Annotated in this window: 10 protein-coding genes; 7 read left to right on the top strand and 3 right to left on the bottom strand. The window is 27.4% G+C overall.

Going from position 1 to position 14,641, the window contains the following annotated elements; genetic code table 4:
- From CJF60_RS00120 to CJF60_RS00140, 5 genes are all read left to right on the top strand, one after another.
- Positions 1–954, top strand: a complete 954-nt coding sequence (locus CJF60_RS00120; RefSeq protein WP_084232706.1) for a PD-(D/E)XK motif protein — start codon at positions 1–3, stop codon at positions 952–954.
- Positions 955–1,260: 306 nt separating this feature from the next.
- The gene (locus CJF60_RS00125) at positions 1,261–2,352 is read left to right on the top strand and encodes a DNA cytosine methyltransferase (protein ID WP_084232707.1); all 1,092 of its coding nucleotides are present in this window, start codon (positions 1,261–1,263) and stop codon (positions 2,350–2,352) included.
- Positions 2,334–3,407 (top strand): DNA cytosine methyltransferase, encoded by a 1,074-nt coding sequence (locus tag CJF60_RS00130; protein ID WP_084232708.1) that lies wholly within the window; start codon positions 2,334–2,336, stop codon positions 3,405–3,407. The genes CJF60_RS00125 and CJF60_RS00130 overlap by 19 nt, the downstream gene beginning before the upstream one ends.
- Positions 3,394–4,821, top strand: coding sequence for an AAA family ATPase (locus CJF60_RS00135; RefSeq protein ID WP_084232709.1), 1,428 nt, complete (start codon positions 3,394–3,396; stop codon positions 4,819–4,821). The genes CJF60_RS00130 and CJF60_RS00135 overlap by 14 nt, the downstream gene beginning before the upstream one ends.
- A 3-nt stretch (positions 4,822–4,824) precedes the next feature.
- Entirely contained in the window at positions 4,825–6,090 is a 1,266-nt protein-coding gene (locus CJF60_RS00140; protein WP_084232710.1) for an LlaJI family restriction endonuclease, read from the top strand.
- Between the two features lie 46 nt (positions 6,091–6,136).
- Here the strand turns inward: CJF60_RS00140 and dcm are convergent, their stop codons facing one another.
- The 3 genes from dcm to CJF60_RS00160 all read right to left on the bottom strand — a co-directional run bounded on the left by dcm (position 6,137) and on the right by CJF60_RS00160 (position 9,556).
- Positions 6,137–7,102: a DNA cytosine methyltransferase gene (gene dcm / locus CJF60_RS00145; RefSeq protein WP_084232711.1), complete on the bottom strand. Its 966-nt coding sequence runs from the start codon at positions 7,100–7,102 to the stop codon at positions 6,137–6,139.
- Positions 7,103–7,507: 405 nt separating this feature from the next.
- Positions 7,508–8,290 (bottom strand): hypothetical protein, encoded by a 783-nt coding sequence (locus CJF60_RS00155; protein WP_084232712.1) that lies wholly within the window; start codon positions 8,288–8,290, stop codon positions 7,508–7,510.
- 102 nt (positions 8,291–8,392) lie between these two features.
- The gene (locus tag CJF60_RS00160) at positions 8,393–9,556 is read right to left on the bottom strand and encodes a restriction endonuclease subunit S (RefSeq protein ID WP_095279105.1); all 1,164 of its coding nucleotides are present in this window, start codon (positions 9,554–9,556) and stop codon (positions 8,393–8,395) included.
- A gap of 154 nt (positions 9,557–9,710) precedes the next feature.
- On the opposite strand from CJF60_RS00160, the gene CJF60_RS00165 reads away from it, so the two are divergent.
- Together CJF60_RS00165 and CJF60_RS00170 are read left to right on the top strand one after the other, a co-directional pair.
- Positions 9,711–11,345 (top strand): type I restriction-modification system subunit M, encoded by a 1,635-nt coding sequence (locus tag CJF60_RS00165; RefSeq protein WP_084232826.1) that lies wholly within the window; start codon positions 9,711–9,713, stop codon positions 11,343–11,345.
- 27 nt (positions 11,346–11,372) lie between these two features.
- Positions 11,373–14,567 (top strand): type I restriction endonuclease subunit R, encoded by a 3,195-nt coding sequence (locus CJF60_RS00170; protein WP_084232825.1) that lies wholly within the window; start codon positions 11,373–11,375, stop codon positions 14,565–14,567.
- The last annotated feature ends 74 nt before the right edge of the window (positions 14,568–14,641 follow it).

A 14,641-nucleotide genomic window follows, 5' to 3' on the forward strand; every position in this document is an offset into this window, starting at 1 on the left:
ATGAATACTGTTGCTGAGCTAATCAATGAATTAAAAAATTTAGAATTACCTATTGATGAAGGATTTAATGTTATTGAGTTTAAGGAATCATTTATTGGAAAAACAAAAGACAATGAACTTGTTTTTGTATCTAAAAGTGAAAGCCATAATGGTCGTTCTATTTCTCAGAAAACCAACCATCTTTTATTGGGGATTAATAAGAAATATAAAGTGTATAAGGATAATAAGGCAATTGAAAAATATTTTAACATTGTAATTTGCTTTAGTCATGATGAAAATATTAGACTAGTTTTTTTGCAAATGATAAATGTATACATTGAAGAAAATAAGTTATCTAATACACCAATTAAAAATTTTTTTGATGCAATGAAAAGTTTATTTTCAGATAAAACAAAATTACCATATAACAGTCTTCAAGGATTATATGGAGAACTTTTGTTTATGCATTTTCTGAATGAAAATAGGATAGATATTACTAAATACTGACAATTTAAGGATAAAAGGACTTTTGATTTTTCACTTTCTGATAAGCATAAAATTGAAATTAAAACCACAACAAGACAAGATCGAAAACATAATTTTAAGCATGAACAGCTAATGACTGACATATATGACACTTGAATTGTATCCATACTGCTTAGAAGAGATGATTCTGGATTATCTCTATACACATTAGCGGAAAAAATTAAAAATGAAAACCCTTCAAACTTTAGTTTGCATATAAAAATAACTTCGTTACTTCAAAAAATCACTAATGAAGATTTGGAAGATATTAAATTTAATGAAAACTACTCACTTGAAAACATAGGTTATTACCGAGTTCATGATGTTCCAAAGTTCGAGGGAAAACAACCTGATGGTGTGACTAATGCTGAATACACTTCTGACCTATCAAATGTTTTGAAAAGAGATTTTGCGGAAATTAGAGAATGAATAGAAGAAAATCTTGACTAATAATTAAAATTTATTTTAATAAATACATTCTAGATTTAAATGAAAATTTAGATTTTTTGAGAATTAAATAAGTTCTAACTTAAATTAATTTTATTAACAAAAAAATATATTTACTCATAAACAAGCATCTAAATATCTTAGTTTTAATTTAATATTAAATGAACATGTAACACTTATAGTTTATTATATATTATATCATATATGATATAAGACAATCTAATTGTGTCAAGATCAGTATTAAAATAAGAAAATTTTAATAGGCTTAAATAAATTTTTAATATCACTATATATAAAGGGGTTTTTAAAATGATTATTGAAAGATTTAACTACGAAAAAGAAAAACTTAGTGTGCTTGATTTATTTTGTGGTGCTGGTGGCTTAAGTTATGGATTTCATCTTGCTAATTTTAAAATATTTGGTGGTATCGATATCAATAATGATTCATTATTAACTCATAAGCATAATTTTCCTGAAAGTGAGTTTCATTATTGTGGTGACATTTCAAAAATAAACGATTCTAAAATAGATGAAATTAAAAATAAAGTTGATGTAATTATTGGTGGTCCTCCGTGCCAAGGTTTTAGTAGCGCTAATAGATATGGTCATTTAAAAGATGACCCAAGAAACAAATTGTTTTTTGAGTATTTGCGCTTTGTTAAAATAATTCAACCTAAAGCTTTCGTTATTGAAAATGTAGCAGGAATTTTGACAAAAGACAATGGTTTTGCAAAAAATCGTATTCTTGAAATAACAGAAGAATTAGGTTATCGGGTTACTTATAATGTTTTAAATGCTTCTGATTTTGGTGTTCCTCAAGTTAGAAGAAGAGCAGTATTTGTTGCGATTAGAAATGATCTAGATTTTGACTTTGACATAACTTCATTAAAGCCATATAAAACAAAATTTACTGTGTTCGATGCAATCGGTGATTTATTTGATTCAAATTTAGAAATGGAAAACGAATTTCTAAATTACGTTAGAGATTTAGATGATTATAAACAAATTAAAAATCATGAAGAATCTAAGCACTCGAAAGCTGTCGTTGAAAGAATTAAACACGTTCCACAAGGCGGAAACTGAAGAGATGTACCAGTTAACCTTTGAGAAACACAAAGAGATAACAGACACTCTTCAGCATACAAGAGACTAAATTTTAAAGAAGCTTCAATTACAATTGATACAGGTCACATGAATTATTTTCACCCTGTAAAAGATAGAGTTCCTACTGTTAGAGAATCAGCGAGACTACAAAGTTTCCCTGATAGTTTTGAATTTCTAGGTTCTAAAGTTTCACAATATAAACAAGTTGGCAATGCTGTGCCACCTTTATTAAGTTATGCAATAGCCAACCAATTAAGAAAACTATTAATGGAGAAAATATGTCGGATTACAAAATAATTGATTTATTTAGTGGTGCTGGTGGTTTTTCTCTAGGTTTTGAAAATGCAGGATTTGAATCAATATTAGCAATTGATAAATGAAATGATGCAATAGAAACTTATAACTTTAATAGAAATAAAAAAGTCGGTACAACTAGAGATATTTTTGATTTTACAAATGAAGAGATATTTAATTTAAATTCTAAGGGTGAAGTAGTAGGAATTATAGGTGGACCACCTTGCCAAGGGTTTTCAATGGTGGGTACTCGAGATGAAAAAGATGAGCGCAATACTTTATATTTACAGTTTGTTAGATTTGTAGAAATAATTAAACCTAAATTTTTTATTTTGGAAAATGTCAAAGGTTTATTAACAATGTCAAAGGGCTTTTTTAAAAAAGACATAGTTGAGAGATTCTCAAAACTTGGTTACAATGTAAATTATAAAATTCTAAAAGCTTCAAATTATGGAGTACCCCAATCGAGAGATAGGGTATTTTTCATCGGATTATTATCAGCAAGTTTTGCTGATAAATTTTTTGATTTTGATAAAATTATTAAAATGAAAGAGGTTTCTACGAAAGATGCTTTATCAGATCTACCTGATCTAGATAACAATGAAGATCATACGACTTATGCAAGAAAACCTGAAAATCAATTTCAAAAAGAAATGCGCAAAAACTCAAAAAAAATTTTTAACAATGTTGTTACTAATCATACAAAGCAAACTATTGATATTATCAAGCAGGTTCCAGATGGTGGTAATATTATGTGTTTAGATCCAAAATATTACTCTGTTAGAAATTATAAATCAGCATTTAAAAGAATGAATAGTAGTTTACCAAGTAGTACAATTGATTGTGGACACAGAAATTATTTTCACTATTCACAAAATAGAGTACCTACTGCGCGAGAATCAGCAAGACTTCAAAGTTTTCCTGATAGATATATTTTTACAGGTAACAAATCAAGTCAATATACACAAGTAGGTAATGCAGTTCCACCTAGACTAGCTCAAGGGATTGCAAAAGCGATGATTTCTATTGTTTCGGGGGAAAATAATGAAAGTATTTAAAAGAAAAATTCATAATTCACAGGCAAACTATTTTTTAGAAATTGTTCCCAATTTAGAAACCAAAGTTCAAGGTTCGTATAATTTAGATAAAGAACTAAAAAGTTATCTTGAAGATCACAATGCTCTAGTTGTTTCAGATATGAAACCATTTAATGAAAATCATTTTTTATACTCATTATCACCTGATTGAAAATTTAAAATAGATGAAAGTGTACTTTCAATAATTGGTGAAGAATATAAAAATTTAGATAATCAAATAATTTTTGCATCAACAAAAGATAGACATAGCAGATCTGAAAAATTTCAACTAATGAAAACTTACTTTAAAGAAACTAACAAAAAGGAGTACGAATGGTTTCCTAAATTGTATGACCATAATATTGTTGGTTCTGAAATATCTATTGAAGTATGAGAAGAAAAAAACGAGATTATTATTATCACAACTATTCAGTCTTATAAAGAACTAGTACAAACGATGATTGATAAAAAAGTAAACAGTTCTATAGATTTTTTAAAGGGTGGAAAAAACGAAATTTATTATGATTCACCAGGATCTGGTAAAAGTTATTTTGTTAAACAGCATTACGAAAAGGATGAAAGCATTTTTTTCAGAACAACATTTCATCCTGAGTATACTAATTCAGATTTTGTTGGTCAAATAATACCTACACTAGATAGCGATAACGAAGTTGTTTATAAATTTAGCCCGGGTACATTTACGATTGCCTTAATTAATGCATTAAACAATCCTGATAGATCTGTTATATTAATTATTGAAGAGATAAATCGTGGAAATGCAGCAGCAATATTTGGAGATATATTTCAATTACTGGATAGAAATTCTGATGGTAGAAGTATTTATAGTATTAATAATGAAAATTTAGTTTTTTATATAAATAAGGAAAGGTCATATAAAATAGATAAGATTTTTATTCCTTCAAATTTATCGATAGTTGCAACAATGAATACTAGCGACCAGAATGTGTATCCTTTGGATACAGCATTTAAAAGAAGATGAAATTTAATTAAAATAAAAAATGATTTTAGTAACAATAATCATTTAGCTAATTTATTTGTTCCAAGCACAGACACAACTTGAAAAAAATTTGTGACAACTATTAATAGTTACATAGTAAATAACCCTGAAAAACTAAATATATTTGGTGAAGATAAAACTATTGGTGTTTATTTTGTTAGCAAAAACGAATTGTCTAACATAGCTAATGATGAATCAGATGATGGAGTTAAAACTAATAAGTTATTTGCTGAGAAAGTGTTATTTTACATTTGAAATGACATTGCAAAACTTTCACCTCTATTTTGATTCGAATCTGAATACAAAACATTTGATTCGGTATTAGAAGGATTTGCTGAAAAAGGTTTAGATATTTTTGTTGAGGGAATATTTAAATAAAAAATGAAAACGTTAGTTGAAGCATGTCGTAATTTCTCAGGAACTAAGGATGATCAATTTATAGGTGTAAAATTTGAACAAAATGATCTAGAAATTGTTTTTCCCTATGGTTATAGAATACCTAGAACAGAAAAAGATTGTAAGGAGAGTATTCGTTCATTAATTTCAACTTTTTCTTTATCTCAGGAAATGTTTGTAAACAATAAAACTATTTTGACAAATAATAAAAATCAGGAAGTAATTCCATTTTCTGATTTTTTCTGACTAATTTCTGATTATTTAAATAATGGTTCTTACATGAGTAGAACTACTAGCGAAAGAATAAACACAAAAGGTAAAATCAATTGAAAGAAAACCTTAAATTCAACAACAATGTTTTTTGGAAAAAAGTTGTTTTTCCAAAAAATTTTTGTTAATAAGAATAATTATTATAAATCTCAATTGACTGATATTCATATGCATTGTCTTAATATTTCTTTGTCATTTGTTGGATTTTTATATCCAGGTGTTTATGCTAATAAAAGCAGTATTAATATAAATAGAAGTAATCTTGCTTACTACATTTCATTGATTAATAAAGAGATTAATTTAACTTTTATAGACAGAAATTTACTTTTGTTAAACGCTTTAAAAAGAATTCTTTTATCATATTATGAAAAACTTGATGCGAAGGCATCTACTATTAAATATGGAGTTAGTTCATACGAAACTATTTGAGAGTCTCTTATTAAATACCATTTCAGTAACCAAAATGAAAGCAATTTTTATCCAAGTGCTAGCTGATATATTTTAAATAGAGAAAAATACAATGACTCACATCTTAGACCAGATACTATCATGAAACTTAATAATAGTCTTTATATTTTAGATGCTAAATATTACAAATTTGGCGTAAGCGATGACTTAAAAGATTTGCCACATACTGACTCTATTCAAAAGCAGATTACATATGGTGATTATGCATATAAAATGGATCATGAAACAAGTGAAATCTTTAATGCTTTTTTAATGCCATTTGATAAAGAAAATAATTCATTTCATTTAAAAGTGGATGATATTTCAGTTATTGGTTATGCAAAATCAAACTGAAACTTAGATAAGGAAGAATTGAATAATAAAGAGCTAAAACACAGAACAATTTTTGCAATTCTTTTAGATACTAAATTTATTATTGATTCATTTTGAAAAAGAAATCAAAATATTAAAAAACTATTAGTAAAGAAAGTTAAAAAGGCATACGAACTTTATTCAAGTAAATCTTATTTATAAAATCTCAAAATAACAACTAATAAAAATAGGCTTGCACTAACCAAGCCTATTTTAAAACTTCTAAAATATTATTAGCAATTTGATTGATTACATTAACACAAACTGAATTACCTGCTTGTTTATACAAACGTGAATCAGTTTGCTGTGGTAATTTAAAATCTGCTGGAAAACCTTGTGAGTTAAAACATTCACTAGGTGTCATTTTTCTAATACCATGTTTAGTTTTAACTAAGGGAACATTATGACCGCCTTCACCCATATTAGCTGTTAAGGTAGGCACAACACCTGATTTATTTTTTCTAGCATATTTTCTTCTTCACTGATAAACAGCATTTTGCTCATCCATTGCTTCTTCTAGTATTTTATGAATATCACCTTTATATTTATTAGGTGTATAGTAATATTTATCATCTAGTTTATTAGAAAAATCAATCACATCCTCTAAGGTTTTAGTTAAAGCAATTGGCTTAGGAAAATTGAACTTTTCATAGTCTTTTTTATTTTTAAAAGCAACTATATAAATTCTTTCGCGGTTTTGAGGAGTGTTTCCATAGTCTTTGGCATTTAATACTTGATAATGATATTGATAACCTGCTTCTTCTAATTTAGCAAGCACAATTCTGAAGGTATTACCTTTATCATGACTAACTAGATTCTTAACATTTTCTAGAAAAACAATTCGTGGCTTTTTACTATTAATGATTCTGATTAGCTCAAAAAAGACTTGTCCTCTGCCTTTTTCATCTAGAAAACCTTTTTGATAACCTGCAATTGAAAAAGCTTGACAAGGAAAACCACCTGTAATAATATCAACATTAGGAATATCTTCTGCTTTAACATTTTTAATGTCACGATCATCTACTTTTAAAGAAAAGTTTTTTTCAAAGGTTTTAACTGGATAAGGGTCAATTTCATTAGCATATACTGTTTTGAAAAAACCAGTTTTTTCAAAACCTAAATCAATTCCACCTACACCAGCAAAAAATGAAGCAATCGTAAATTTTTCTTTCATTTTAACCACCTTTTCCTAGTAAAAAAAATCATTATCAGTGTATAACTTTGAAGAAAACAATATTGTTTTCTTCAAAACGTATACTAATAAATTTATTATATCATATCTTATATGAGACATTAATTTGCGTTTTTACTTTATGAAGTAAAGTAAAAATCTTGTTGAAATAGTATGAAGAAAATAACTTGTTTAGCATTAAAAAATCTAGATGAGTTTACTGATGTTGGATAAGAATTTTCAGAATGTTTACTAGCATTCAGCGAATTCAAAAGACTACTTCGTTATCCAGATTATGATCAATAATTATTTTAAGGGTTAAAACTAAACAGGAAAAAAACTGTTTAGTTTTAATCTTTATTTTTTTGAAATAAAATACTCAAATCATTTTGATTTGAGTATCTTTCATTACTTTTTCTTAATTATTTCTAAAATTTCTTTTAACTGTTCAACAATTTCTTCGTTTTGTTTTTTTAAACCTTCGTTTTGAACTTCTAGTTTTTCTACCTTTGAATAAAGGTCTTTATTTTGTTCTTTAACTTCTTTAACTTGAACTTCAAGATTCTCTACTTTAGAATTTAACTTATTATTTTGTTCCTTTACTTCTTTAACTTGAACTTCAAGATTTTCTACTTTAGAATTTAACTTATTATTTTGCTCCTTTACTTCTTTAACTTGAACTTCAAGATTTTCTACCTTTGAATAAAGATCTTTATTTTGCTCCTTTACCTCATTAACCTGTACTTCAAGATTATCTACTTTATTTTCTAGGTTATCAAATTTTGTTTCAAGGTTATCTACTTTAGAATTGATTCCAATGTTTTGCTTTTCAAGACCTTCCATTTTAGAATTGATTCCCATGTTCTGCACTCTTATTTCATTAATCTGTGCTCCTATTGATTTAATAATTCCATCTGCAGATTTTTGAATCTTATCCATAACTCATTTCTTATCAAAAGGTAAGCCATCTTCTTCTCAATCCCCACCACCTGGTGGTGGAAAAATTGGTCCAGGTGGAGTAATAATAATAGGTTTAGGGTCACCTTCCGCTTCAAAATGTAATTTTGCTCTCCCTGTTTTTTGATTGATATCAACTTTATGAATTGTTTCTTCCATATCGTGAGTTTCTTTTAAAGCCTTAAGTGTTTTAGTAGGTTGATCAGTAGTAATTTTGAATTTCTTGCTTTTCATAGTAGTTTAATTATAACTAAAGAATATCACCTTTAAAAAATTTTCAGTTTTTTCACATTTGAAATAAAAATTGGTTCGTGAAAATGAACCAATTAGAGTGTTTTATGATTGAGAAAAAGTTAATAATTTTTCTCTGTAATATTCATATTGTTGTCTTCTCATTTTGATTTCTGCAGGTAAACCTTCTTTTATATCTGAAGTTAATTTGCTGAATTTATCTAAGATGTTGACAATGCGGCTTTGTTCTGTTAGTGGAGGAAGTGGTACTAAAATTTTGTTTAATATATCTTTATAAATACTAGGAATTGCAGAACCTATTTTTTGCCCATTGATTTCATATTCTTTAGATTTTAGATAATAAAATAAGAATTTGTTTGTTGTTTTTTCACTTGAGGATTTAACTGTGTAACAATGACCCGTGCATCAAAAGTTGGTATCAATTCAATTAACAAAACCTGCGTAAACACCATCTTTTGCGATAGCAATTCCACTCTCAGAATTATAGTCATGATATCTGCCAGTTGGTTTATAACCACCACCCATTACAGGATAAAGGTTATCTTCATTCATCTTATCTTTAGTAAGTTCGACACCTGAATTTATTTTTGCAATTTCACTCAATTTTGAAAATTCAACATTTTCTGCTTTTTCACCTTCAAAATTTAATAGATGATGTAGGTAGTAATTGTATTGTTTGTTTCTAGCTTCCAGCTCCGCTTCCAGCTCCGCTTCCAGCTCCGCTTCCAGCTCCGCTTCCAGCTCCGCTTCCAGCTCCGCTTCCAGCCTAGAGAATTCATCTAAGATATTTACTATCTTATTTTGAATTTCTGTAGATGGAAGTAAAACTACCAGTTTATTTAGTGTTTCTTTATAAATACTAGGAATTGCTGAACCCTGTTTTTGTTTTTTAATTTCATACTCTTTAGACTTCAAAAAGTAATATAAATATTTGTCTGTTGTTTTTTCGTTTAAAGCTTTAATTGTATAACAATGACCTGTACATCAAAAATTTGTGTCAATTCAGTTTATAAAACCTGCATATACTCCATCTTTTGCGATAGCAATTCCGCTTTCAGAATTAAATGAATGATATCTTCCTGTTGCTTTAAAGCCACCACCCATTACAGGATATTGATATTCATCATTCATCTTATCTTTAGTTAATTCAACACCTGCTTTGATTAAAGCGATATCTTCTAGTTTTACTGATTCAACTTTCTTATTTTCAATCTCTTCTTTAATTAATTTCAAAATATTTTCATTCATATAATTCCTACCTTAAATATTATTTTAATAATTATCCTTATTTAGTTTAATAGGCTAAACATCACTATTAATTGTACCTAAATTTAAACGTTAATTTTAAGTTAATATGGTTTATAATTTTAATTAAAGATAATTCATATTTAAAGAGGTTTTTATGGACACTAAAAAAGAACAAGAACGTGCTGAATTACACAGAACAATTTGAGAAATAGCAAATGATTTAAGAGGTGCTGTTAGTGGTTGAGATTTTAAACAATATGTTTTAGGAATGATGTTCTATCGTTTTATATCTGAAAATATTACAAATTCAATAAACAAAAATGAACACGACTCTGGATACACTGATTTCAATTATGCTAATTTAAGTGATGAAGAAGCTAACAAAGACGATGTAAGAGAAGACATAATTAATGAAAAAGGTTTTTTTATTTTACCTAGTCAACTTTTTGAAAACGTTATTAAAAATGCTGATGAAGACAAACTAAATATAACTCTTGGAGAAATTTTTAAAAGCATTGAATCATCAGCTAATGGAAAACCGTCAGAGAAAAATATTAAAGGTTTATTTGCAGATGTTGATGTTAATTCATCAAGACTTGGTAAAACAGATAAAGAAAAAAATGCTAGACTTAAGAAAATAATGGTTTCAATTAAAAACTGAAAAATTGGTAATTATTCAGATAATACAATTGATGCATTTGGTGATGCTTATGAATATTTGATGGGTATGTATGCTGCAGATGGTGGTAAATTAGGTGGAGAATTTTTTACTCCTCAAGAGGTTAGCGAATTATTAGTTAGATTAACTCTAATTGATTTTACTAATAAGAAAGTCGATGAAAACGGCAATGTCACTGATGTTCCTTATAAATCAAATGTTGCAAATGTTTATGATCCAGCATGTGGTTCTGGTTCATTATTATTGAAATATGCAAAATTCCTCGGTAAAGACAATATTGAAGGTTTTTATGGACAAGAAATCAATTTAACTACTTTTAACTTAGCTAGAATAAATATGTTCTTGCATGACATTAGTTATGATAGATTCAATATTGCATACGGAGACACATTGATATCTCCTGATAAAGAACTTTTAACTTTAAAAGAGAGTGAAAAAATTAAAATAGATGCTGTGGTTTCTAATCCACCATATTCAATAAAATGGGATGGTGATAGAAATCCATTGTTAGCAAGTGACAAAAGATTTAATCCCGCAACAGTACTTGCCCCAAAATCAAACGCAGATTATGCTTTTATAATGCATATTTTATATTTATTATCGCAAAGTGGAACAGCTGCGATTGTTGAGTTTCCAGGTATTTTGTATCGTAAAGGTGCTGAAGCAACAATTAGAAAATATTTAGTTCGTGAGAATCTTATAGATTCTATTATCCAACTACCAAAAGATTTATTTTTTGGTACTACAATCTCTACTGTAGTTATGATACTTAGAAAAAATAAAGCAAATGATAACAAAATCCTTTTTGTTGATGCAAGTAACGAGTTTGTTAAAGCTGGAAAAGGCAATAAGTTAAATAGTGAAAATATTAACAAAATTCTTGATGTAATTAGATTTAAAAAAGAAGAGAAGAATTTTTCTAAATACGTATCATATGATGAAATAGTTGATAAAGGTTATAACTTATCTGTTAATACATATGTTGAAAAAGAAGATAAAAGAGAGGTAATTAATATTAAAGAACTTAATACTGAAATTAGCAGTATTGTTCATAAAACTAATTATTTAAGAAATTCTATTGATCAAATTGTTAAGGAAATTGAAAACTAATATTTTAATTTCAGAAATCAGGAAGTAATGACAAATAATAAATTTAAGACTATTTTTAGATCTGGTATTTGAACTCTGGCAGGATCATATCCTCAAAAAGACTACATTCCAGAATATAAATCTGAATTGGAACTAGAAAAAAGTTTTATCAAGCAATTGGGTGATCAAGGTATTGTGCACCTAGATTTTGTAAAGGAAAAAAAGTCATTACTTTCAAATCTTAGAGAACAAATTGAAAAATTAAATGATTATACATTTAGTGATAATGACTGAGAAAACTTTCTAAACACTTACCTTAACAAGGTTAATGATTCTATTAAAGAAAAAGCAAAAAAAATTCAAGATGACTACTACCATTCCTTTCAAGAGGAAAAAACAGGAAAATGGCAACGTATTGAAATAATAAATAAAAAAAATCTTAGTGCCAATAGTCTACAAGTTATTAATCAGTACAAAGCTCAAGGACCAATTAAAAACAGATATGATGTGACGATTTTAGTCAATGGTTTACCACTTGTTCATATTGAACTTAAAAAACCTAATGTTAATATTAAAGAAGCCTTCAATCAGATAAATAGATATCAAAATGATAGTTTTGGAGAAGATAGCAGATTATTTGAGTACGTTCAAATTTTTGTCATTTCAAATGGTTCAAAAACAAAATATTATTCTAATACAGTTAGAGACAGAGTGGTTTCAGAATCGGGATCTACACATGATAGAACAAAAACTAGTAACTCATATGGATTTACTAGTTTTTGAGCTGATTCTGAAAACATAAATATTTATGGATTAAGTGATTTTACATCAACATTTTTTTCACGAAATACTCTTTTGAACATATTAACAAAATATTGTATTTTCACAAGTGAAGAATCTCTTTTGGTAATGAGACCATATCAAATTGAAGCAACTGAAAATATTATAAAAAAAATTGAGTGAGCAAAAAATAATAAGTATAGTCCAAAAGATTCAGGTGGCTATATATGACATACAACTGGTTCTGGAAAAACTTTAACTTCGTTTAAAACTGCAGTTCTTGCGAAAGATTTAGAATATATCAAAAAAGTTCTTTTTGTAGTTGACAGAAAAGATTTAGATTTTCAAACAATGAAGGAATATGATAAATTTCAAAAAAATGCTGCAAATAGTACTTCTAGTACAAGGCAACTAAAAGAAAAACTAGATTCTGTAGATGATGAAGATAAAATTATTATTACTACAATACAAAAATTAAGTAACTTTGTTAATAGTAATAAATCTCATCCTGTTTATAAAGAACATGTAGTTATAATCTTTGATGAGTGTCATCGTTCACAATTTGGTGAAATGCACAAAGCAATTACTACTTCATTTAAAAGATATTACTTATTTGGTTTCACAGGTACACCAATATTTGCTAAAAATGCTCAGCTAATGACAACTGAGCAACTTTTTGGTAAACCTCTTCACACTTACACAATTGTAAATGCAATAAAAGACAAAAATGTTCTGCCTTTCAATTTACATAATACAGTTGTTGCTAAAGTAAAAGGTAATGCTAGCGAAAGCGAAAAAGCCATTAGAGCGATATATCAAGATGAAGGCAAAAAAGGTCAAAAAATTGAGAAGATAACTGAATTTATTTTAGAGTACTTTAACTCAATGACTTTAAGACATACTGCTCAATTTGAATTAAAAGTTACAGAAAATGTAGATGAATATGTTAGTTCATCTAACAAGTATCGTAATCATGAACATAGTGAAAAAATGAAACAAATGAAGCCTTTAATTAGAGGAAATAAAATTGTAAAAGGTTTTAATTCCATTTTAGCTGTTGAATCAATTAAAGATGCAATTATTTATTATCAACAATTTAAATTGCAACAGGAAAAATTTGAAGAATCAACAAGGCTGAAAGTAGCAATGATATATAGTTTTGCTCCTAATGTGCAACTAGAAGATGGCGAAATGGCTGAAGAAAATAATGACGATGCAGGTGCTCTTCCTAAGGATCAACGAGTCGCATTAGAAGAAGCAATAAATGATTACTACAAGTTATTTGGGAAAAGCGGTAGTGAAGAAATTAATAATGAGCCACATGAAGGTTTTCATTACACTAGTGGCGAAAACTTTCAGAACTACTATAAAAACGTTAGTGAAAGAATGAAAAACAAAGAAATTGATTTGTTAATTGTTGTAAATATGTTTCTTACTGGTTTTGATGCAACAGCATTGAATACTTTATGACTTGACAAAAATCTTAAAATGCATAGTTTAATTCAAGCTTTTTCTAGAACTAATAGAATATTAAATGAAAGCAAGCAGTTTGGAAATATAGTTTCATTTAGAAATATTCAAGAAAATGTAGATGAAGCCATAAAATTATTTGGTGATGAAAATGCTAAAGGTATTGTACTACTAAAATCATTTGATGAATATTATTATGGTGCTGATGGATATAAAGAATTGGTAAGTGAATTGAAAAGCAAATTTCCTAATATTCATTCAATTGAAAGTAACGAGCAAAAAAGAGCATTTATAAGCACTTTTAATAAAATTTTAAAACTGAGAAATATTTTAAGAACATTTCCTGAAGATTTTAAAAATGATAACTTGCTTACTAGAGGTGAATTAGATTATTACCAAGGTATTTATAACGAGGAATACCATGAATGAAAAGAACGTTCTAGACAAAGTGATGTTTTTATTGTTAATGAGTATCTAGATTTTGAAATAAGTTTATTGAAATCTGTTTCATATGATTTTGATCATATAAGTAAATTATTAATTGAAAATATTGAATCACCAAATGATGAAGATGTTGAAGAAACTGTTAAACAAATTATAAATGCTTCAATAGGACTTAGAAGTAAAAAAGATTTATTAATTGCTTTTATAAGATTGATCAATGCTAATGGAGAACTTAAGGAACTTAATAGACAAGAAAAAAAAGAATTTATTTATAACAGTTGAATCGAGTTTCTTAAGAAAGAAAAAAGCGATGCGATTGAAAAGTTAATTAAAGAATATAAACTTAGACACAAACAAACTATTAAATTCATAGATATGTGCTTTGAGAGAAAACAATTAGTGGATTATGGACAAGCATTTTCCAAAATTTTCGAATCAAGTCCTAGATTTGTTAAAGATGAAAAAGGTGAATCCATAGGAGCAAAAAGAAGAAAAGAAGTTTTATTAGCTTTAAATAAATATTTTGAAAAATTTAAAGATTTTAATTAAAAAATAATAATTTAATATAGCCTCAAAATTCCCATATAAAATTTAAGATAATCTTTAAGAAATGCTTTCAAAGG

Origin of the sequence: Mycoplasmopsis agassizii (genome assembly GCF_002272945.1) — a bacterium.
GTDB classification, from domain to species: domain Bacteria; phylum Bacillota_I; class Bacilli_A; order Mycoplasmatales; family Metamycoplasmataceae; genus Mycoplasmopsis_B; species Mycoplasmopsis_B agassizii.